19 protein-coding genes are annotated in these 20,343 nt (G+C 45.1%); 7 read left to right on the forward strand and 12 right to left on the reverse strand.

What is annotated here, in order from left to right:
* Window positions 1-50: 50 nt before the first annotated feature.
* From QUA56_RS19035 to folK, 5 genes are all read right to left on the reverse strand, one after another.
* Window positions 51-698 (reverse strand): Uma2 family endonuclease, encoded by a 648-nt coding sequence (locus QUA56_RS19035; RefSeq protein ID WP_333360377.1) that lies wholly within the window; start codon window positions 696-698, stop codon window positions 51-53.
* Between the two features lie 94 nt (window positions 699-792).
* Entirely contained in the window at window positions 793-1,440 is a 648-nt protein-coding gene (locus tag QUA56_RS19040) for a Uma2 family endonuclease (RefSeq protein ID WP_333360379.1), read from the reverse strand.
* A 128-nt stretch (window positions 1,441-1,568) separates the two neighbouring features.
* Entirely contained in the window at window positions 1,569-3,017 is a 1,449-nt protein-coding gene (locus QUA56_RS19045) for an FAD-binding domain-containing protein (RefSeq protein WP_333360382.1), read from the reverse strand.
* 141 nt (window positions 3,018-3,158) lie between these two features.
* Window positions 3,159-3,707, reverse strand: coding sequence for an NUDIX hydrolase (locus QUA56_RS19050; protein ID WP_333360490.1), 549 nt, complete (start codon window positions 3,705-3,707; stop codon window positions 3,159-3,161).
* Window positions 3,708-3,887: 180 nt separating this feature from the next.
* Window positions 3,888-4,376, reverse strand: coding sequence for a 2-amino-4-hydroxy-6-hydroxymethyldihydropteridine diphosphokinase (gene folK / locus QUA56_RS19055; RefSeq protein WP_333360384.1), 489 nt, complete (start codon window positions 4,374-4,376; stop codon window positions 3,888-3,890).
* A 352-nt stretch (window positions 4,377-4,728) separates the two neighbouring features.
* On the opposite strand from folK, the gene QUA56_RS19060 reads away from it, so the two are divergent.
* The 3 genes from QUA56_RS19060 to QUA56_RS19070 all read left to right on the forward strand — a co-directional run bounded on the left by QUA56_RS19060 (window position 4,729) and on the right by QUA56_RS19070 (window position 10,244).
* On the forward strand, window positions 4,729-5,196 hold the full coding sequence (locus QUA56_RS19060; protein WP_333360386.1) for a hypothetical protein: 468 nt from the start codon (window positions 4,729-4,731) through the stop codon (window positions 5,194-5,196).
* A gap of 307 nt (window positions 5,197-5,503) precedes the next feature.
* Window positions 5,504-7,855, forward strand: coding sequence for a PhoX family phosphatase (locus QUA56_RS19065; protein ID WP_333360388.1), 2,352 nt, complete (start codon window positions 5,504-5,506; stop codon window positions 7,853-7,855).
* A gap of 229 nt (window positions 7,856-8,084) precedes the next feature.
* Complete coding sequence (locus QUA56_RS19070) at window positions 8,085-10,244, forward strand: flotillin family protein (RefSeq protein ID WP_333360390.1); 2,160 nt, start codon at window positions 8,085-8,087, stop codon at window positions 10,242-10,244.
* Window positions 10,245-10,339: 95 nt separating this feature from the next.
* Here QUA56_RS19070 and QUA56_RS19075 read toward each other — a convergent pair whose 3' ends face one another.
* Complete coding sequence (locus QUA56_RS19075) at window positions 10,340-10,702, reverse strand: DUF5615 family PIN-like protein (RefSeq protein ID WP_333360392.1); 363 nt, start codon at window positions 10,700-10,702, stop codon at window positions 10,340-10,342.
* Window positions 10,703-10,704: 2 nt separating this feature from the next.
* Window positions 10,705-10,992, reverse strand: coding sequence for a DUF433 domain-containing protein (locus QUA56_RS19080; protein ID WP_333360394.1), 288 nt, complete (start codon window positions 10,990-10,992; stop codon window positions 10,705-10,707).
* 338 nt (window positions 10,993-11,330) lie between these two features.
* Between QUA56_RS19080 and QUA56_RS19085 the strand changes: the two genes are divergently transcribed.
* Entirely contained in the window at window positions 11,331-11,615 is a 285-nt protein-coding gene (locus QUA56_RS19085) for a DUF2470 domain-containing protein (protein WP_333360396.1), read from the forward strand.
* Window positions 11,616-11,803: 188 nt separating this feature from the next.
* The gene (locus tag QUA56_RS19090; protein ID WP_333360398.1) at window positions 11,804-13,444 is read left to right on the forward strand and encodes an AAA family ATPase; all 1,641 of its coding nucleotides are present in this window, start codon (window positions 11,804-11,806) and stop codon (window positions 13,442-13,444) included.
* Between the two features lie 140 nt (window positions 13,445-13,584).
* Here the strand turns inward: QUA56_RS19090 and QUA56_RS19095 are convergent, their stop codons facing one another.
* Window positions 13,585-14,658 (reverse strand): DUF3616 domain-containing protein, encoded by a 1,074-nt coding sequence (locus QUA56_RS19095; RefSeq protein WP_333360400.1) that lies wholly within the window; start codon window positions 14,656-14,658, stop codon window positions 13,585-13,587.
* Between the two features lie 584 nt (window positions 14,659-15,242).
* Here QUA56_RS19095 and QUA56_RS19100 point away from each other — a divergent pair.
* Together QUA56_RS19100 and QUA56_RS19105 are read left to right on the forward strand one after the other, a co-directional pair.
* Window positions 15,243-16,346, forward strand: a complete 1,104-nt coding sequence (locus tag QUA56_RS19100; RefSeq protein WP_333360402.1) for a site-2 protease family protein — start codon at window positions 15,243-15,245, stop codon at window positions 16,344-16,346.
* Window positions 16,347-16,518: 172 nt separating this feature from the next.
* On the forward strand, window positions 16,519-17,907 hold the full coding sequence (locus QUA56_RS19105) for a hypothetical protein (RefSeq protein WP_333360404.1): 1,389 nt from the start codon (window positions 16,519-16,521) through the stop codon (window positions 17,905-17,907).
* Window positions 17,908-19,104: 1,197 nt separating this feature from the next.
* On the opposite strand, the gene QUA56_RS19110 is transcribed toward QUA56_RS19105, so the two are convergent.
* From QUA56_RS19110 to QUA56_RS19125, 4 genes are all read right to left on the reverse strand, one after another.
* Window positions 19,105-19,302, reverse strand: a complete 198-nt coding sequence (locus QUA56_RS19110; protein ID WP_333360406.1) for a hypothetical protein — start codon at window positions 19,300-19,302, stop codon at window positions 19,105-19,107.
* Window positions 19,303-19,310: 8 nt separating this feature from the next.
* Window positions 19,311-19,493, reverse strand: a complete 183-nt coding sequence (locus QUA56_RS19115) for a hypothetical protein (RefSeq protein ID WP_333360408.1) — start codon at window positions 19,491-19,493, stop codon at window positions 19,311-19,313.
* A gap of 4 nt (window positions 19,494-19,497) precedes the next feature.
* The gene (locus QUA56_RS19120) at window positions 19,498-19,980 is read right to left on the reverse strand and encodes a cache domain-containing protein (RefSeq protein ID WP_333360410.1); all 483 of its coding nucleotides are present in this window, start codon (window positions 19,978-19,980) and stop codon (window positions 19,498-19,500) included.
* A 123-nt stretch (window positions 19,981-20,103) separates the two neighbouring features.
* Entirely contained in the window at window positions 20,104-20,310 is a 207-nt protein-coding gene (locus tag QUA56_RS19125; RefSeq protein ID WP_333360412.1) for a hypothetical protein, read from the reverse strand.
* Between the last annotated feature and the right edge of the window lie 33 nt (window positions 20,311-20,343).

The following is a 20,343-nucleotide window of genomic DNA, read 5'->3' on the forward strand; positions in this document are numbered from 1 at the left end:
GTCAAGAAGCCTGCTTTTTAACAGCAAGTGCGGGGAATAGGGATTTCATATCAATTTTGTATTTGGTCTTTAACCCACTGGCGAAACAATCTGAGAGTTTGACTCGTACCCGCTGTTTGACTTTCTTCGCAATATTGAGAAATAGCTTCAATAATTGGCAGATTGGGAAAAATCCGACTAATTTCCGATTCAACATATTTCCCATCTTGAAGCACATTAATCAGAAGCTTCTTATTTTCATAGCGCCAGATTTCAGGGACTCCCAGAGCTTCGTAAGCATCGAGTTGAGTCTTGGAAGTTAGATCGACTTCAATTGCTAAGTCAGGCGGCGGATCGACAGTTAAGTCGATCCGCTTTTTACCAATCATTAGAGCATAATTCAGAATGTAAAAGCAGTTGTCAGGTTCAATTCCTTGTAACATACTCTTTCGTTTAAAAGTCGTCGAACCAAAACATTCTCGATCGATTTCAAGTTCTTCGAGTAAGATTTTCACCATATCGCCAATGATTTCCTTATTGAATTCATGTTCTGGTAGCGGCATCCTAATTTCCAAAGTTCCTTGACTGTAAGCTATTCTAGAGCCACGGTGTTCTCCCAACTCTTCTAAAATTGCTTCAAATTCCTGCCAGTTGACATCATGGAACAACACTCTATTTCCTGGAGATACACTGATTTGCCTTAATTGCAGCGTTACCATTTCAACCTCCGATTTATTTAAGTTTATGATAACTTGTCTGTATCGGTAATTGGGCATTGGGAAACAGTCAGATTTGTAGTGAATACTTCAGTAATCAAAGCCTGATTTGTTCTCTAACCCACTGGCGAAACAATCTGAGAGTTTGACTCGTACCCGCTGTTTGACTTTCTTCGCAATATTGAGAAATAGCTGCAATAATTGGCAGATTGGGAAAAATCCGACTAATTTCCGATTCAACATATTTCCCATCTTGAAGCACATTAATCAGAAGCTTGTTATTTTCATAGCGCCAGATTTCAGGGACTCCCAAAGCTTCGTAAGCATCGAGTTGAGTTTTGGAAGTTAGATCGACTTCAATTGCTAAGTCAGGCGGCGGATCGACAGTTAAGTCAATCCGTTTTTTGCCAATCATTAGAGCGTAATTCTGGATATAAAAACATTCATCAGGTTCAATTCCTTGTAACATACTTTTTCGCTTGAAAGTGGTCGAACCAAATGGTTCAAAGTCGATTTCTAGCTCCTCAAACAAAATTTTCACTAAATAGCCAATAATGATTTTAGCTTTCTCGTGTTCTGGTAGTGGCATCCTAATCTCCAAAGTTCCTTGACTGTAAGCTATTCTAGAGCCACGGTGTTCTCCCAACTCTTCTAAAATTGCTTCAAATTCCTGCCAGTTGACATCATGGAACAACACTCTATGTCCTGGGGGTACACTGATTTGCCTTAATTGCAGCGTTACCATTTCAACCTCCGATTTATTTAAGTTTATTATAACCAGTCCGTACTGATAATTGGTAATTTGTAATTATTGGTAATTAGAAACAAAAAATAACAACCAACAAATAACAACTAACCAATAACCAATAACTATTAAACTATTTTTTGCTGCTTGTACAGTTCCTTAAACTTGCGCTGCTGCTCGTTGTGGTCTACGATCGGAGAGGGATAAGGAAGAAGTCGGCGTTCTAAAGGCGAAATATTTCCTGTTAGCAAAAGTTTCGTATCAACGCGGCGCAATTCGGGAACCCAGTGCCGAATATATTCCCCTTCTGGGTCAAATTTTTGAGCTTGACTGGCGGGATTGAATATTCGCAAAGGTTTCGGGTCCATGCCGCTCGATGCGCTCCACTGCCAGCCGCCGTTGTTAGCAGAAAGGTCGCCATCTATCAATTTTTGCATGAAGTATTTTTCACCCCACTGCCAGTTAATAATTAAGTCTTTGGTGAGGAAACTGGCGACTATCATGCGGCAGCGATTGTGCATCCAACCTGTCTGATTTAACTGCCGCATTGCTGCGTCAATAATAGGATAGCCAGTTTTGCCCCGACACCAAGCTTGAAAAAGCTTTTCATCGTTCTCCCACGGAAAGTCTTTGAATGCTTGACGGTAGGGGCCGTCTGCTAATTCTGGGAAGTTATACATGGCGTGTTGGTAAAATTCCCGCCACGCTATTTCCTGTTGCCAAGTCCTGATGCTTGTGCACGCTTCTTCACTGCGGCAAGTTTCCATTACTATCTGGGTAGCTTGCCAAACAGTGCGGATGCCTATTGCACCAAATTTGAGGGCGGCGCTGAGTTGAGATGTGCCGTTAGTTGCGGGGAAATTGCGCTGTTCTTGATATTCGTAAATTGCCCGATCGCAAAATTCTTCTAATTTTTGTTGCGCTGCATCTTCTCCGGGTTCTATTACTAATGGATTTTCCCAAATAAATCCCAAACTAGAAGCAGTTGGCAGTGTTTCAATTGCACCTGCTTGGTTGGCGAGTTCTTGTTCTTCTGCGGTTAATCCGGTCATTAATTCCAGATATGTTATCGGCAGTGTCTCTACTGGTTGGGCTTTGGGTTTGCTGTTCCATTTTTTCCAAAATGGTGTATAAACTGTGTAGGGAGTCCCTGTACCGCTGCGAATTTCATCTGGGGCGTGCAGGACTTGATCCCAGAAATTTTGAACTTTAATTCCTGCTTGTTGGAGGGCGTTTGATACGGACAGATCGCGCTGTTTTGCGTAGGGTTCTACATCCCAGTTCCAAAATACTGCTTTGGCATTTATAGCTGTTGCTAATTTCGGTATTCCGAGACTCGGGTCATCTTGAATTATCAGCAATTGGCTGCCTGCTTCCCTGTAACGCGAGGAGAGTTTTTGCAAGCAGCCGATCATGTAGGTGACTCTGGCTGGCGCTACGTCATCGCGATTTAGGATATTGCGATCGAGACAAAAAATCCCGACTACTTTCGGGCTTTGCTGGCGCGCTGCTGCCAGTCCGATGTTGTCAGAAATACGCAAGTCGCGGCGGTGCCAAAATAAAATTAGATCTGACATTCGATTTTAGATTTTAGATTTTAGATTTTAGATTTTACAGTCCTGGACACACGCGGGGTCAAAAACCCGGTTTCTAAGTTAATATTTATCGGCTTGATGCACGATTATTATCAGAAACCGGGTTTTTTTCGTCAGTCCTATTTAAGTCAAAAATGGACGCGCCAAGAAAAAGCTAGAAATTGATTTCGCGTCAATTGGTTCGCCAGCTAAGATAGCTTTTTCTAATTCTTCTGGAGTGAATAGAACTGTTTCAATGTCTTCATCATCATCTTGTGCCGGGGGCTTTTCTAGTTTTTCCAAATCTTGGGCTAAAAAAGCATAAATGATTTCGTCGGAATAACCGGGGGCGAGAAAAAATTGCCCTAATTTCTGCCATTTTCCGGCGCGATATCCGGTTTCTTCTTCGATTTCGCGTTTGATAGTTTCGGCGGGGCTTTCATTGATTTCGACTGTACCTGCGGGAAATTCTAAAATCCGCCCTTTGGCGGCGAAGCGGTATTGGCGTACTAAGACGAGTTTACCGTCGGGGGTGACGGGAACTGCAAGTGCTCCCCCGGGGTGGCGAATACATTCCCAGTCGCCTTCGGAACCGTTGGGAAGGCGGAGGGTGGCTACGTCAAAGTTAAATTTGCGCCCTTGGTAAAATAGGCGCTGTTTGAGGAGTTGGGGTAGTTCTTGACCGATCGACATAAGCGAGAAGCGAATAATGTTTGATTGCACCGATTTAAGACATCATAGGCGATCTAATACGATTTTAGATTTTAGATTTTAGATTTTAGATTGGGAATGACTGATGACTATCACAGTTTGAGCTTACCTACGGTTGCATTTTTTTTGAAACTGGTACGATCTGTGAATTGTACTCAATTTTTACAAGGGCAATTTTTGCACTCCAGAACAGTCTGCGGTTTGCAAGAGTTGGACGATCGCACTTTTCGTCACCGGATGCACCCAATCCGGGGCAATTTCTGCTAAAGGTACTAATACAAAAGCTCTTTCGGTCATCCGGGGATGAGGTAGAGTCAGTGTCGGAGTTTCTAGGATTAAATTGTCGTACAGCAGCAAATCTAAGTCTAGAGTTCTCGGCCCCCATTTTTCTCGGCGAATTCGATTAAATTTTCTCTCGATTTCTAATAAATTTGCTAGCAATTGTTCGGGTTGCAGTGCAACTTCTAGGATGGCACAGGCGTTGATGTAATCGGGTTGGGGCGGCCCGACGGGGGCGGTTTGATACCAGCTTGAATGAGATTTTACTGCTATTCCTGGGGTGTTGTTGAGGGTGGCGATCGCGCTTTTGAGTGTGGCGAAGGAGTCGCCTAAGTTGCTACCGAGGGCGATCGCACATTTTGTTGATTTCATAAAGAAGAGGGAAGGCACGACACGGATTTTGACACGGATACACGGATTAATTATCCAGCGTTCCTTCTGATGTTAAAGGAATAATGAAGAGTAACGCGGGGGCTGGTTTATCGACATCCTTTGCTACTGACAAGTATTTCGAGTAAAACTGAGATATTGCACCATTATCAATAACCATTCTATGGGCGGGCAGGATGCCCACCCCACAAGAAAAGGCACTTGTTGTGGAACAGGCATCTTGCCTGTTAAGCGGAAATATGGTGACACAAAATATTATTTTAATCTAAGGTTAACTGTCTGTTAATTTTTATTAACTATCATTGACAAGTGTTAGTATTTAGTTTCAAACATAATGAATTTGTACATACGCTTATTGTCAGCCGTCATTCTAGCAATTATCAGTTTAACAGCAAGTATATCGATAGGTTTGGCTGAAACAAAAGAGCGCTACCTTACCTTAGATTCGGACGGCAGTCAATCTTTTGCGAGTTTGGTGCAGCAGGCGGAAGATTTAGCGAAAGAGTCGATCGCCCGATCGTTTCAAGAAAATCCGGCATTAACAGAAGTTACAGTCATCATTACAGCCGATCGCAGCCGACAAAGAGTTCCGGTTTTGCGATCGAGAGTATCCCGCCGCGACTGGCAGAAAGATGCGAGAATCGAACAGTGGACTAGATATTTTGCCGATGCTAAATTGCTGCTGGGATTCAGAGACAGCAATATTTTGCCCGCAAATTCAGGGTCTTCGCAAGCGATGAATGCACCTGCGCCCAGTCGATCGACATCCCGACAAAACGATCCGGGTTTTCGAGATGATTGAAATATTGGTAATGGGGCATGGGGCATGGGGCATGGGGCATGGGGCATGGGGCATGGGTAACAAATAACAAATAACAAATAACAAATAACCAACAGCACGACACGGAAATCACGGATACACGGATAGATATTTTTTCCTGAATCTCTCTCTCTATTCCCAATTACCAATTGCCAATTACAATATTTAACTTGTTATTAACCTAAATATCTCCCTATTTTAATTAACCTTTAGGTTAACTTCCCTTAATTTAAGAGTGATAAATTTTTACGTAAATCATGATTAGGGATGTTGGGTTGAAAAGGAATTTATGTCGAAAATAAGTCGCCGACAATTGCTAATTTTCTTCGGCAGCAGTGCAGCTACCACTGTGCTTGCCCCTCAACTAACTCAAACACTATTCGGCATCAATTCCACCTCGGCGGAAGCTGTTGTAGGGCCGCTATCTTTCACTCCGTTAAGACTTCCTCACCCGCTGCCAGTTTATCAAGAATTGTCGAGCTTTATGCCGATCGCCCCAAACGGACAGGGAACCGTAATGGCGGCCTCGCAGAATACTCGATTAACCAGCTATAGCGTGGTTGACGATGTGGTTGTACCGCCGGAATACGAACGGTACGTGATTCTTCGCTGGGGCGATCGAGTTTTCCCCGATCCGGCAGACTATTTCGGTTACAACAACGACTACACCGGCTTTGTAGGGATTCGCGGCAGCAGTGACGACGGCTATCTCTGGGTTAACCACGAGTACGTATCCTTCCCGATGTCGAAAGTAGCGCCGGAAGCGCCGTCAGATGTGGCATCATTTCCAGCAACCGATCGCGCCGTCCTCGGTATAGACTTATCGGTAAAGAATCGCGATACCCTCGGCGAATTCCTCTACAATCTTGGTGGTTCGATCGTCCGCATTACCAAACAGTCTAACGGCAGATTTGGGGCGATCGCCCGCGACCCCCTCAACCGACGCATCCACGGACTTTCCGGCCTCGGAATCAACAGCCAACGTTCCGACACATACAAAACAGTCACCTCCTGGGGAACCAGACAAGGCGACGACAAATATCTTACAGCCACGGGCCCTGCTGCTACCCAAGTCTTCGCGCAAGTCAACAGCGACGGGCTGGGAAACCGCATCATCGGTACAGCCTACAACTGTTCCGGCGGCACAACCCCGTGGGGCACAATCCTCTCCGCCGAAGAAAACTTCCAAGGTAGCGAACTATTCTTCGTCGGAGTTCAGGAAAACATCAAACCCAACGGCGGTCAAACCGGCTACGCCAAGGGCACTACGGGCGAGGAATTCGGCTTAGTCGGCGAAAAATACGGCTGGATGGTAGAAGTCGATCCTCAAGATCCGAGTTTCCGCCCCCGCAAACACACGGCTTTAGGCCGTTTCCGCCACGAAAACGTCGCGATTCGCGCCGAGGCAGGGCGCAAGTTAGTAGTGTACATGGGGGACGATCGGCGCGGCGGACACACCTGGAAATTTGTCAGCAGCGGCACGATCGCAAATCCCGCTGATAAAACGAACAGCCGGTTATTTGAAGACGGCACTTTGTACGTTGCCCAATACAACCGTAACGGTGCGGGAAGATGGCTGCCGCTGGCATTAAATAGCCCGACGAATCCAGTGAGTCCTTCTAAAGTCGGCGAAGCGGAATTAGCCAGTTTTGGCAAGGCTCAAAGAGATGCGAATACTCGCTTCCCCAAACGCGCCGGAATTGCAGGTCAAACCGAAGACGGCGGTTCTTTTGTGATGGATACAACTAATGAAGCAACAGCACTTCCGGGCTACAGAAATAAAAGTCTTGCTAATTTCTACACCAGCCAAGGTGCGGTTTTAGTTGATGCTTTTCATGCCGCTAATTTGATTGGCGGTACTCCGACGGCGCGGCCTGAAGATTTGGAAATTAATCTTACTACTAAGGAAGTTTTCATTTCCTATACTGACGGCGCACCGGGTAGCGACGGTTATCCAGATTCTCGGATTTTTACTGTTGCTAAATACACTGCCGCCCTCAACAGCACTCAGCAGTCTGGAGGAATTTACAAAATAATTGAAGATAGTTCCGACGGTGCGGGTTTGACTTTCCGCTGGCAGCGTTTTGCTCAAGGTGGAGAAGCGGGTTCGGTAGCTGGGGCGGGATTTGCTAGTGTGGACAATTTGGTTTTTGACACTCAAGGTAATGTTTGGGGCGTCACTGATATGTCTACTCCCACGCACAATGGTTTTGACGTAGGGAGTGTTGGAAAGGCAACGGCGATCGACCACAAAAAGACAGGAAATGTCTCGGATTTTACTGGTGTTTTCGGCAACAATTGGCTGTTTTATATTCCGACTTCCGGCCCGAATGCGGGAAGTGTAATTCCGTTTGCTCAAGGGCCGAATCGGTGCGAAATGACGGGGCCGACTTTTGTGGGAGATACGCTGGTGATTTCGGTGCAGCATCCGGGGGAAGATTGCCCGATCGATGATGGTACTGTACTGAGTCGGCAAATTGAAATGTTGGATTTAAACGGTGCGGTTTTTAATCAAACTCGCAGTGTTTCTCGCGGCAGTTTGTGGCCGAGTAATATCTCTAATGATTCGCGCAGATCGCCGATGCCGTCGGTGATTGGGATTCGCCGCGTGCGATCGACCACAACGGGTCAGTTTGTTTAGAGTGCTTAGTTATTAGTCATTAGTCATTAGTCATCGCTAGGGTGTGCACTGCGAACCTTACGCCTTGATTGATGACTGATGGTTTTTGAGTTTTATATTAAGTATTTTTACTAAAAAATATGACTATTATGACGGCAAATAATGATAAATAAGACCTTAAGCTTTAGGTAAAAACTTTTTAGTAAGGCTAAGCTGGAACTCCTAGGACAAATTAGCCCTGCTCAAAAAAATGCTTTATTCATTGTTGTCCAAATCTCAAGTCAAAGTTCGGATTTTAAAACATTTAGCAGCCGCTGTTTCGGCTTCCTTAGCTCTCAGTGCAATTAGCACTTTGAAACCCTCGCCAGTAACTGCGGCTGGCGATATCCCCCCAGCACAAACTTCGACTCAGCTAGCAGCAAAACCTGATTCTAGCTTGCAGTTAGGGCAGTTACGCAGCACTGTTCCCGTGCAGACAATGCAGCTCGAACCGGGCGGATTTATCCCGATCGCGATCGGCAGTATGATAATTATTCTGGTGCTGCCACTATTTTTTGGCGGATTGGTAGTAATTGGCGATCGCGAAGTTGGCATTGTCAGTAAAAACTTTAGCTTCGGCGGCAAGTCTTTACCGCCCGGAGATTTAATTGCCTTAAACGGAGAAGCTGGATATCAAGCTGATACTTTGCCTCCCGGTTGGCACTGGGGTTATTGGCCTTTGCAATACAACGTTCGCAAAGAGTCTCTAACTGTGGTTCCCCAAGGTGAAATTGCCCTAATTATCGCAGCGGGTGGCGCGTCAATTCCGCCGCAGCGCATCCTCGGAAAAATCACAGAATGTGACAATTTTCAAGATGCTCGCAAATTCCTCCTTGGGGGCGGCGAAAAAGGTAGGCAACTCGGCATCGTGACTGGCGGTAGCTATCGAATTAATACAGCATTATTTACAGTAATTACAGCAGCAAACGCTACCAAACACGGGATGACAGCCGAACAGTTGAAGCTGTACACAATTGCCCCAGATAGAGTGGGAATTGTCACAACTTTTGACGGCGTTCCGATTCAAGATGGCGAAATTGCTGGCCCGATTATTCCGAATCACGACAACTTCCAAAACGCGCAAAAATTTATCGCCGCTGGCGGGCGGCGCGGTTTGCAGGAACAGGTTTTGCTTTCCGGTTCGTGGAACTTAAATCCTTGGTTTGTCGGGGTTGACCAAGTGGCGATGACCGAAATCCCGATCGGCTATGTCGGCGCGGTGATTTCTTATGTCGGCAAAACCTCGGAAGATGTGAGCGGCGCTGCTTTCACTCACGGAAATTTAGTGAATGTCGGCAATAAAGGGGTGTGGGTGACTCCTCTTTATCCGGGGAAACATCCGCTGAATACTCGCATTTTGAAAGTAGAGTTAGTGCCGACTACTAATATAGTATTGAATTGGTCTGGCAAAACAGAAAGGCACAGTTACGATTCTAAACTTTCGTCTTTAACCGTGCGTTCTCAAGACGGATTTGCCTTTGATTTAGAAGTAGCTCAGATTATTCACGTTGGAGCCTTGGATGCTCCGAAAGTCATCTCTCGTGTCGGTTCGATGCAGAATTTAGTTGACCACGTTTTGCAACCGACAATTGGCAATTATTTCCGCAATTCTGCTCAAGCTTATTCTGTATTAGATTTTCTCTCGGCAAGAAGCGGCAGGCAAGCGGAAGCCGCCGAGTATATCAAAGCAGCTTTGCGTACCTACGACGTGCAAGCAATTGATACTTTGATCGGGGATATTTTGCCGCCTGCAGAGTTGATGCAAACTCAAACCGATCGCAAAATTGCCGAGGAACAGTGCAAGACTTATGAGGTGCAGCAAGTAGCACAAACTCAGCGGCAACAATTGGTGCGGGAAACTGCTTTAGCCGAGATTCAACAAGAGATGGTAAAATCGGAACAAGGCGTGAAGATTTCTGAGTTGAAAGCGAATTCTCAGGTGAAACAAGCTCAAGGCGAAGCTGAGTCGATTCGGGTGAAGGGAAATGCTCAAGCTGAAGCTTATCGCGCGGGTGTTGTGGCTTTGGGAGGTTCTGGTTATACGGCTTTGCAGTTAATGCAAATTATAGGCGATCGCAACGTGCGAGTTGTGCCGGATGTTGCGGTTAGCGGCAACGGTAGCAGTGGGGGTTTAGTTGACGGTTTGTTGGGGATGATGATGTGGAATCAAACGAGCAAAAATGGAGACAATGGCGGGGAATTACCTGTAGTTAAGTTACCGAAATCGGAACCTGCGGCCAAGTTACCGGTAGCCAAGGTTAATTCGGTGAAGCCACCGGAATCTCGCGCTAATTCCCCTGTTGCGAATTCTGAGGCTGATATTGATTCGCTGTTTGGTGAATTGCCGTTTGACGATCGATCTTTTAGTTAGGCTGTGCAGTTTGTAGGATAGAATACTCAGATACCTGACTTCTTTAAGAAGTCAGGGTATCTAATTATTTCGATAGATGCCGACAACGATTATTGCTAGTCCATATAATTTCCCAGAAACTCTTGCTGAGCGATCATCTCTTCTGCTGACTTTGTAGAAATTAACCTCAAAAATCCTCGCAATTGTTCCCCAATCGAATAACTTTGTCGGCCCATTACAATTCCTGAATGTTCCTGACCTTGTTCCATATACATTTTATGCAAGCGACAAAAGTCTCCCACATTCAAAGTATAGATAACTCGCCCTTGAGCAGTGGCCCATATTAATTGCTCTTCATCGGTGCAACTGAGATTATTCGCTTCAGCAGTAGTGGCTACATCAATTCCTGCATTTCGGAGCGCTTTGACTAAGGAACGTTCCAGAATATCCTCATCTAAATATAAACGAATTTGGCTCAAGATTAACTCCCCACTTTGTGTTCGTTGGCTAAGCGATCGCACTCAGCTTCTTCAACCGCAATATCGGCATCTATCTGCTCTTTATTAGCGTAGTAGTAAGCTAATGCTGCATGAACTTGTGCTAAATTTAAGTGGGGAATTTCTGCAATAATTTCTTCGGGTTTCATCCCCATTTTGTACCAAACGGCGATTCGTTGAACTGTTATTCTAGTGCCTGCGATGCGGGGGCGATTTCCACAGGTTTCTGGTGTGGAAATGATGAGAGTGCCAATATCAGTTAAAGTTGGCATAGGTGAATCTGGGGTTAAAAATTAGAACTTAAGTATAGCATAAATTTATTATTGTTGAATTTTTTAAACTTACTTAATTTATGAAATATTTTGCCCTACTGTTGTTGCTAGTTTGTACCAAGAGCGCGGACTTGTTTCGGCATCAGGATACTTTTCCAAGAATTTCCTGAGTGCTGATTGAGAGATAACGTGCGTACAGTTCCTCGATAACAAACAAATTTACGCATCGATTGGACTTTCGCTAAAATCATTTGAATTTCATATTAGCAAATTCCGAAGTATTTGGTCTACTCCGATTTGCAGTACAATCGATCGATATTGCATCTGAGGAATCTCCCATGTCAGAACAGTTTTCCACTGAGATTAGCGATCGCATCTGCACTCACATGAACGAAGACCACGCTAGTGCTGTAGTGCTGTACGCTCAAGCATTTGGCGGCCAACCAGAGGCCACCGAAGCTCAAATGCTCGCTATTGATGCGAACGGCATGGATTTAACCGCTCAAATCAATGGCGAAACAGTGCCTGTCAGAGTTAAGTTCGATCGCACTTTAACAGATGCCGAAGATGCTCACCACACTCTCATTGAAATGGTGAAACAAGCTCGAAAAGTTCCTAAATAGCTAATTGCGTACTATTCTGTTATAATTTTAACGTTTGCAGTACGGACTTTAGTCCGGTTAAATAGTTGTTAAGGATTAAAGTCCTTACTACAAAACTTTAGTTCAGTTAAATCATTTTAAGGACTAAAGTCCTGACTGCAAACACAATTTTTAATAAAGTGGAATTTACATCTAAGATATCAAATAAAATGACAGAATATTCCCCCCCTGCTAGAAAAAATGATGCCGTCAAGGGCAGTCAAAATAACCCTTTCGAGGCACTGGTAAAGCGACTAGATTTGATGATTCGCGCCCGCTATTCGCTGCTGTACATTGTCGGCGCCGAAGAGGAACCCGTCGAAGCTGTAATTGCCCAAGTAGCGCTGCAAGTAACTCCCGCACGCCGGGTGTTGTTCTGGGATATCGTGCGCGGCTGGGAGGATAACGGTTCTGGGAAAGGTTCGGTAATGGCGGCGCTCGATCGCATTGGCAAGACTGTTGTTGAAGAATATACCATATTTGTCCTGCGGGATTTGCACCCAATTTTAAAATATCCCTACACCGAAAAAAATGCGGCGGTAGTGCGGGAATTGCGGAATTTAACGCGAGAATTGAAGCGCAGCAAAAAAACTATAGTTCTCACTTCTCACACGCTGGAATTGCCGGAGGAATTGAAAGAAGAAGTCACAGTAATTGATTTTCCTTTGCCCAACGTACAAGAAATCGACAGTTTAATTTCCCACGTTGTCGAAAAGCCGCAACAGTTGCAAGTTAGCGGTTTAGCAAGGGAACAGTTGGTTAAAGCTTGTCAGGGATTGAGTCGCGCTAGAATCGGGCGGGTTTTGGCTAAAGCTTTGGCCGCCAAACAGCAAATTAACGAGTCAGATATTGACGGAGTTTTGGAGGAAAAACAGCAAGCAATTCGCCAGACGGGAATTTTGGAGTTTTTCAACTCCAAAGAATCCCTGAAAAGTGTGGGCGGCTTGGAGAATTTGAAACAGTGGGTAAAGATGCGGCAAGATGCTTTTACTGACGAAGCGCGACGCTACGGTATACCGAATCCGAAAGGAGTTTTGTTAGTAGGAATTCAAGGAACGGGCAAATCTTTATCTGCGAAAACTATTGCTTGCGAATGGCGTTTGCCGCTGTTGCGGTTGGATACTGGGAGGTTGTTTGGCGGCATTGTCGGGGAAAGCGAAAGCCGCGTCAGACAAATGATACAATTAGCAGAGGCGATCGCACCTTGCGTTTTGTGGATCGATGAAATAGATAAAGCATTCGGCAACATTATCAGCGGTAGCGACGGCGATTCGGGAACTTCGCGCCGGGTATTCGGCAGTTTGATCACTTGGATGCAGGAAAAAACCAGTCCGGTGTTTATTGTCGCAACTGCAAATAACGTCAGGATTTTGCCGGCAGAGTTGCTGAGAAAGGGCAGGTTTGATGAAATTTTCTTTTTGAATTTGCCCTCAGAATCGGAACGGCAAGATATTTTTAAGGTGCATTTACAGCGACTGCGGCCTACTAGATTGCGCGAGTTTGATTTGGTAGTTTTGGCGAAGTGCGCTGAGAATTTTAGCGGTGCAGAAATCGAGCAAGTGGTAATAGATGGATTGTACCGAGCCTTTGGCACGTTTGTCAACGGACAGCGCCGGGATTTGATGACCGAGGATATTTTGAGGTCGATCGAGGATACAGTACCTTTAGCTGCGATCGCGCGATCGCAAATTGAAGATTTGAAGCGCTGGGCGGCGGAAGCCGGCGCGAGAACAGCTTCTAACGATACTCACTTAATTGATGAATTGAAACGCTACAGCCAGCGGCGGGGAATGGATGCGATCGACAATTAACCCCACTTGTAGGGTGCGTCAGTTAATGTCTAATTAATTCTCGGAAAAATTCCATCTGACGCACCTTCCTAATCGCATGGTGCGTCAGTTCATGGCTGATTAATTAGCCCAAATATCTCCCGTTATGACGTACCCTACTACTACAAACCCAACCTAAAAACATCCGCATAAATAGAATTTCCCTCAACCATTCTCCCCGCATCCGGCGAATCGTAAACCACTAACAGCGAATTCTGCCCCCCCAAATACGGAAACAGCGACAACCCCTCAGCATTGTCCGCACCAACCTTAAAAGGCAAGTCCAACAATACCTCCAAATCTCCCCCATCTTGCCCAGTAATACTGTCGCCCGATCGCCCTAAAATTCCCTTTAACCGAAAAACCCTCATCGCCCCAGATAAAGTCATCGTCGGCCCGGCTAAAACAATCAAATCTTCCCCATTCCAGCACAATTCTCGCACGCCCAAACCGTTCAGATCGACAAAATGTTTCTTGTACAATTTCCCTCCTTCCCCAATTGCCTTAAGCCTTAAAACTCCCGGTTCTACCTCTTCAACTTCTATTTCTAAAATTATCGCCCAACCCCGCAGCACCGGCCCTCGCAAACCGAGGAAAATGCGATCGCCCCGCACCGCCAACCCTTCAATATCAAAGCCATTTTCTTTACTCGGAACCGGCACAGATAAATATAGACCGAGGTGGCTGTCATTTTTGAGCGCGTCTGTCAGCAAATTGCCCGTTTCTGTCCGCTGAAGGCATCCAACTTTCTGTTCCCTTTGATTGTCTGAATGGGAAATTGACTCGCACAAAATCCCGTCTTTCATAGGAATGCGCGCCAGCAAATAGCGGTTGACTTCTGTCTCGATTTGTGCTAATCTTTCAATGTCTTTTTCGGGGTTTTGGCCTTTAGCTTTTTTGCGTTTGGTGCTGTGAGAACCGACCACCCAAAGATAATCGCCGCTGAAATCAATTCCTTCGATATCGATTTCGGATTCTCCCGAAAGTTCGATAAAATCTGCGATCGCAAATCTCTTGTGTTTTCCCAACACATGAGGCCCGACAGGCGACAAACGCTCGATCGAAGTCGTTTCATCGGAACCCAGCCACAAATGACCGTCGGGAGTTAAAGCAACAGCGGATAAGTCTGTAATAATATCAGCCGCTTCGCTGTTGAATTGCAGCAGCAGCCGGCCGAGCAAAAAAGATTCTGGCATAATGATTAGCAGCAAAAGTATTGTTATGGTGAGTAATTATAGCTAAATCTGCTTGAAACTCATAGGTTGCACTATTCTCAATCAGGCTTTTAGGGGCGGGCTAGAAGCCCACCCCACAATAAAATTTAATTTTTGTGGAACAGGCATCTTGCCTGTTCGTGACAGAGGTGCAAAAAGAAAATTCATCTGTTGTGGAACAGGCATCTTGCCTGTCCATGACAGAGGTGCAAGATTTGAGTTAAAACCGACTGAAAACTAAAACAGATATCCTCCTCAAGCCTCATAGCAAGAACTTCCGTTTTGAGATATAGCCTTTCTCAAAAAGAAGAGGTATGATTGACAGATTATACAACCACAATAACGTATAGGGCTAAAGCCCAACTACGTACCTCATCTTTCTGAGAACGGATATAAGGATTTTAATCCCAGGCTGCCCCAACCGCAGCCGACGGTCATTCTGCCGCAAACCGAACCTCCACAGACGGATAACACCCTAATTGAAACATTAACATTGCCGTTACGTTTTGTTACGATAAGGAGACAGAGAGAAAAACCTCTCCTTCGTAAAATCAGAGGTAGCCATTATGAACGGTACATTTCGCGTCGGCAACCTGTTTGGGATTCCCTTCTTTGTCAACGCATCTTGGTTTCTAGTTCTGGGTTTAGTAACCTGGCAGTACGGCGGTGCACTAGCTGCCCTGTTTCCCGCATTGGGCCCCGTAGCGCCCTGGATGCTGGGATTATTCACAGCGTTACTGTTATTTGCTTCCGTCTTAGCCCACGAATTAGGACACAGTTGGGTAGCCATCAAACAGGGAATTGGCGTGAAATCGATTTCGCTATTTCTGTTTGGCGGACTGGCTAATTTAGATAGAGAATCCAAAACCCCCGCCGAAGCATTTTGGGTAGCCATTGCAGGCCCGTTGGTCAGCTTATTTTTATCCGGTTTGTTAACAGCGATCGGCATCGGCGCCGGTCTCACAGGCCCCGCAGCCGCGATCGTCGGACTTTTAGCTTCCATCAACTTAGCTTTAGCCTTATTTAACTTAATTCCCGGTTTGCCCCTCGACGGCGGCAACATCCTCAAAGCGATCGTCTGGAAAATTACCGGCAACCCTTACAAAGGCGTAATTTTTGCTAGCCGCGTCGGTCAAATAATTGGTTGGATCGCGATCGGTACAGGCATATTCGGCAATATTTGGAATCTAGTAATCGGTTGGTTCTTGCTGCAAAATGCCGGTCAATCTGCCCAATATGCCACAGTCCAAAATGAACTCGCAGGCTTGACAGCCGCAGATGCTTTGACCCCCGAAAGCCCGATCGTCTCCCAAGACTTGTCCCTCAGAGAATTTGCCAACAATTACGTGATCGGTAGCACTCATACCTGGCGCAGGTTCCTAGTTACCGACGATGCGGGACAATTGGTAGGGGCGATCGACCTTGACGACCTCAAAACCATTACTACCGGACGCTGGCCCGAAGTTTTAGTTAAAGAACTCGTGAAGCCGATCGAATTTTCCACAACAGTCAAACCAGAATTATCTCTCCTCGAAGTCGTCACCCTTCTGGAACAGCTAAAAGTACAAGAACTCCCCGTCATTCGTGAAAACGGTGTCCTCGTCGGACTTGTAGAAAAAGCTGAAATTGCCCGCCTGCTGCAAAAACGAGCCCAAGCGAACCCTGCTTGATATTCTCAGATACTTGACAGATAACAGTTAACCCCCTCGATTTCCCCTTACCAAAAGGGCGATCGGGGGGGTTAACTGTAGCTTCCCAAAAGCCAAGTACAGCACTAAATTGTTAGCTGCAAATTAAGGAAGATAATTATAATAGTGTATCGATCATCTAAGCGAGGACGCTATGCCATCTCAAGACGTTTCCTCTCAATCCGAAACAAAAGAGTCAAAAGTTCTGCCGACTCTCACAAACAATATATTGCCCGAGGCCGCAGAGCAACCAACAGCTCAATTAAAAAATTCAGAGCTCACTGTTTCGGCAGCTCAAGATATCATTTACAAATTTTTTATATATCATATCAACTACTCGGCATCCGAATTAGTTTTGCAGCACTTTAAAAAAATATTTATAGAACAAATTGCTCCAGTGAACCCGAAAGTAATTCAAGCTTTATATACAATTATTGAGTTTGACAGTCAACTAGAATTTAACAACTTATTTAAACGCTGCTGTTACATCTTATTAAATAACTGGATCACTCAGAGACAATACCAACTTGCTCGCGACTTAATTAAAATTATTAGCCAGAGAACCCTCAGTGAACCCCACGCGGACAATTGTCTCAAAATACTCAGAGTGTGGCTGACAAACTTTGTCAGCAGCAAAGACTATCAAGACCTCAAGTTATTTGTATTCAAGTATGGCGACTACCAGCCGGTACAAAATCACTGGACTTCTCGCTATCAGCCTTACTTGCTAGCCGCTCAATATCTAGATGCTAACAACACCCCCGAAGAACGCCAAGCTGCCAGACTATTGTCCCAGCAGGTCAAAAACAAGTATAAGTTTGACCTAGCAATGTATACCTCTCGCTCTCAGTCTGCCACATCCAAATTAAAAAATTATCATAATCCCACACTTTTAGGAGATGAAGCCCTACGTTTAATCAAAATAATTTTGGTCAACCGAGGCTCCTTCAGCTATCGTAGTTTAGCCAATATTTTTCTCAGTCAGAGTCAAAATATTACCTACAAGCAGTTTAAGGAATATCTGATTAAGTATTTATTTGCTTACGAAGGGATTTTTCGTCGTACTAATCTTTATCAAGAACAAATAACTAATATATTAGATAGTTTTCATCCCGAAAATGACGGAGAAACTTTGAACAGCGGTCTGCAGCTCAGAACTTGCAATTATCTAATCAAATGTTTGACTGTGGAAAATTCCGGGGAACCGACAGCCTTATTTCTAATGTTTGCCACTCAACTAAATCCTTTAACACTAGCAATTATAATTCTCAAAATTATTTTAATTTCACCGCATTCTCGAACTTACTTAGAACTTTGTTTCGCTCGATTAATTCAATACTATCAAGATAACTCGGCTGCTGAATGTCAGTGGCTCATTAATTTTTTAGAAGTTTGCCAGATTGCTGTAACTATTTATGGAGAAAATGTTCAGTATAATTTAGTAAATATGTCAAACCAGCATCAAGAAGAACAGTTGTTTACTGACCTCAATAACTGTCGAGTTTTTTCACAAGAAAAACACATTAAACAAGATAAAGATTAGTCATCAGTTATTAGTTATTGGTTGTTGGTTATTGGTTATTGGTTATTGGCTATTGGTTATTAGTTATTAGTTATTAGTCATCAGTCATTAGTCATCAGTCATCAGTCATTAGTCATCAGTCATTAGTCATCAGTCATTAGATCCGCAATGCGGCGAACCCGACAGCAAGTTTATAGGTAAGGTGTGAATTGCACACCCTACAGCTCAATTTCAGCAATCAAATCGAGTATTTTTTGATAATCCAAATTGTAGATGATTCATAATACAGCATATTCGGTGGTTCATGAAGTACACTATAAAGCTATATTGTCTGGTACGTGTTATGTAGGGTGCGTCGCTGCTCATGTTTAATGGAACTTACAGATTGACTCTGAAAGCGACGCACCTTACTTACTACAATATGGTGTGTACCACATATACATGGAATACGCTGTAACTTCGGCAAAAACATTATTATCGCTGATTATACCGCGGCCAACAGTATCTCCATGTTCGCGCAATTCAGGTCGAGAATAACCTGGCAGGCATTTGAGTTTTCCCGATGCTATCACAATCCGCCATTAGTGGGAAAATGGTTCGATCTCAGTCGCAGTTTTGACAATTACCTCGAACTGACTGGGGCTATCGTTCGGGTGCATTTGTTCGCAGAGTAAAACAGAGTTGTCCTTGATTTCCTCCGGATCTATTTATTGAATTTATCGGCACAGAGGACTGATACAGTATATTCCAGCTTCATGAAGTACACTATAAAGCTATATTGTGCGGTACGTGTTATGTAGGGTGCGTCGCTGCGGAGCAGGTTCAATGGAACTTGCAGATTGATGCGTGGCGACGCACCTTACTTACGACTCTTATTGTGTGTACCGCATATACATGGAATATGCTGTATATTCCATATTGAGTGAACCGTCGGGATGTTGCACGAATATGTAAAGTTTTCCGGGAATAGTATTCGCTAATTTGTGAAACATAGCTTTGCTTTTTTGCAAGGCTAATTATAGCCTTTCTCAAAAAGATGAGGTATGACAGACAGCTTACATAACCACCCAGACGCTTGAGGGCCCAAGCCCAACAACGTACCTCATCTTTCTGAGAACCGCTATATGGTTGTTTGCGATCGCCAATATCAATCCCAAATCCAAACAAGAAATCCAGGCGGCCACCTTCGTCAAGCATCGGTTTGCCTTGCCACTCGACTCACAAAGTTCGTGAAGCGCAGCTATCCCGTAGGGAATCGCACTTTGTGAGAATGCGGTGCTCGTTAACCGTTTGATCCCGCGCTGTTGAGCGCTCAAACATCGAATGTAATCCGGCTCGATCGCTTTCTGCTACAAATGCAGCTAAGTAATCTTTGCCCGTAACTTCTGCGGCAGTATAGCCCGCAGCTTGCAGCATACAGTCATTCACCAGCAGGATTCTACTATCAGAGTCGATTGCCGCCAAAAAACTCGGCTAAATTTCAGTTGCTGCCGCTGCTTAATGTCGCCACAGCCCCCCAAGTGTTCGTACAAATATTTAGTGGTGCGAATGACAGGAGTTTGGCTGTCTAAAATATTCAGCCGCTGCCGTTGCTGCTTTCCCGACATCTTTCTAAAGGGTGATTCTTGACTCGATCGCATCAAGCAGCAAGCCCGATCGTTCGATCGCGAAAATTTGTCCCGTTTTCCTAAGCTTGATGCGATCGAGATATTGCTGAACCTCCGAGAGCCAAAAGTCTACGGCACTAACTCCCAGCAATTTACCATTTCGATCGCGAATCGGTTGGCTGGCAGCAATAAACACAGTCCCGGAAGTAAAAACCGGATAAATGCTCGTCCAAATCGGTTTGTTAGCTGCGACAGCTTCTTTGTACCAGGGGCGCAGGCGGGCATCGTAGGTTCCCGGTTCTGCCTTTAATTTAGCGGTGCGAGTGCCTGTGCCGTCTGTAGCGCAGTAAATGTTCTGAGATTTGGTAGACTTCGAGGCTGCGACAATTTGCAAGCTGTTGTCGTGAGGGTTGGGCCAAATACCGAGATCGTCTCCTGATTTTTCAGCACCCAAGGAAATCCACTGAATGCTTTTAAACGATCGCATTTGCTGCCAGAGGAACTTCTCTCTCCGAGTCTGGGGCCTTTCTAACTGTAAGTTTAATTCAGCGCGGTCGATCGCGAAGAGCGTTAATTTGATTTACCCAGCGAGTATTTTCGAGAACAGCAGTCAGCTTTTCTTCAACTCTCTTCCCGTCTTCGCGATCGATTTCTGGGCGAAGTCTTCCACTACTATTTGTCCATTGCGAAAGGACAGATAGCCGACAATCCCAACTGCGGCGACGATTTGCATCACAGAAGAGGCCACTAGAACGCAGTGCAGGGGGGATTTTTTTGGCTGTTGGGAAGTTTTGCTCGCGAATCGGAGTAACGGCATAGGTAGGTGACTAATTGCTCCCTAACACTGTAA

The sequence above is a fragment of the Microcoleus sp. N3A4 genome (assembly GCF_036701805.1).
In the GTDB taxonomy this organism is placed as follows: Bacteria; Cyanobacteriota; Cyanobacteriia; order Cyanobacteriales; family Microcoleaceae; genus Microcoleus.